This window comes from Bradyrhizobium sp. LVM 105 (assembly GCF_003957705.1).
Lineage (GTDB): Bacteria > Pseudomonadota > Alphaproteobacteria > Rhizobiales > Xanthobacteraceae > Bradyrhizobium > Bradyrhizobium frederickii.
Window position 1 is genome coordinate 1 of record NZ_QZMV01000076.1, and the last position, 1,913, is coordinate 1,913.

General features: G+C 54.6%; 1 protein-coding gene. It reads right to left on the reverse strand.

The window, feature by feature from the left end:
• Positions 1–356: 356 nt before the first annotated feature.
• Complete coding sequence (locus D6B98_RS39515; protein ID WP_235884977.1) at positions 357–1,067, reverse strand: hypothetical protein; 711 nt, start codon at positions 1,065–1,067, stop codon at positions 357–359.
• Between the last annotated feature and the right edge of the window lie 846 nt (positions 1,068–1,913).

The window sequence follows — 1,913 nt, forward strand, 5'->3', positions numbered from 1 at the left end:
TCGATCCCAAAAGCCTGCCGGAGCTAGTCTGACCGCCCCAGATCCAACCAGTCAAAATCACTGTGCAGAGCCACTAGTTTTGCCAAACAACAAAACAACAGAGCAAAGACCGGACCAGTCGCTCGAGTGGCGTACTCACGGCCGCGCGCACGCCAAGTGGATACAAAGCAGAACTAGCACCTACCATCCTGGCAAAAGGTGAGCCGTCGACATGTCGTGAACACGACATATACGCACGACACGTCAAGAAAACCTGGCGTCAACTGGCAGAATGGAAAACTTGCAGAAGAGCTCGATTGAGCGGCGGTATGACGTCGGACCAAACTTTCCGCAGGCTCGCGGTTACAGATCTCGCTCTACACGATGAGTGGCTTGGCAATATTTCTCACGGTCGCGAGGCGGGAGTCGGCGAGCAGCTCCCTGGAGTACACTGCGCCGAAGTAGTCGAGGACGAAGGTGCCAGAATAGCGTAGAGTATCGGCCGCGCGGATTAGGCTATCAATAATTGTGCCGACTTGGCCGATGCGATCGCGATAGCGCGAGCGGATAACATTAACGGCGTTCATCGAGTGGACCGCCTCGTCGGCAATTACCTCCCGCAGCCAATGATGGAACGTGTTGTTCCCAAGAGCGTCATAAAATGGTTTTTCTGCTGCATAGGCGCGGCAAGTGCACATTTCATCAAATGCGATCATAACCATCACGGAAAATTCGTCCTTCAGGTGTTCAACGATCGGCCCAAAATCATGAGATCGAGCCTCCAATCTCTCCCGAAGAGTCCTTTCGGATCCATTAGCGACAAGTTCAATGATCCGGATGAATCCGTCGGTGTGGCGCTCTTCGTCAATCGCCCAGGCGTTAAAGAATGCAGCAGCTTCATCGGAAGCGATAAGATCTCGCGCCACTAATTCTTGTTTCAAGTACCTGGCGTCATATTCGGTGTACAGATCGGGCCACAATTTTTCCCAACGTGCGCGGACAGCCGACGGCTCGGCGGCGAACATCGCTGGCGTAAGAGTGTCAAATAATTCGTTTGGACTCCAGTTCCGTCGAAACGGCGTGATCATCGGAGTGCCCCTAAACGCGTAGGATGCGAGCGTGCCGGCGCACGATTGTTGTCATCCGTACGCTCGCAGAGCATATGCTACAAACAAGAGGCCGTCGTCTCCTTGTTTTGGTAGGCTGATGGCCAGAGGTCGTTCGGCTGGCTGAAGCGTCCCCTTGAATGGCGCAGTAGCCTTTTGTGATCCACACGGCCGCAAAACCAGGAACACTTGTCGTTGCTAGTCGCGGGTCTAAAACGGCCTCACTTGACCTCGCGAGAGGCGCTCTGGCGGGCCGCCATGCTGACAGGCACGATAGTTTCAGCAGATTCACGACGCCGCCTATTCAGGGGTAGGACTGCGGCACGTTTTGAAGCACAGTTAGCGGCACACGTGACATCCGATGGGAGGCCCCCGCATCAATCGGGTGTGGACCAATGGGTGGTAGTCTGCGTCCCAGTGGATCCCGAACGTTAGCCTCGTTCCCATAGCCCTTTAATTGTCGGCAGTTGCGGCGATACTACTTCCCATGAGTATCGATGAGTATCTCTGGCCTTCTTCGATTCCGCTAAATTCTCGCTGAAATCCCTCTAGACTCCCGCCGCGCAAGCGCACCGCTAAATCAAGTAAACGGAGCTACGGAAGAGACTCAGAAAGTTATGCGATAAGCTTACGCTACTTGGTAGATCGCCTAGGTTGCGCGATTGAGAATCCGTCGCTAAGCAGCATTTCGGTTGTCGACCGGCCAGGTAAACAACTGCTCAATCTCGCTAGCTTCGATGAGACGGAGGAAGTCTGAGCTGGCCCCGGTTGTCTGAACAGAATATCCGCGTCGATAAGTGGAGCCTCTGCCGGGGTTAGGCTGCCGTG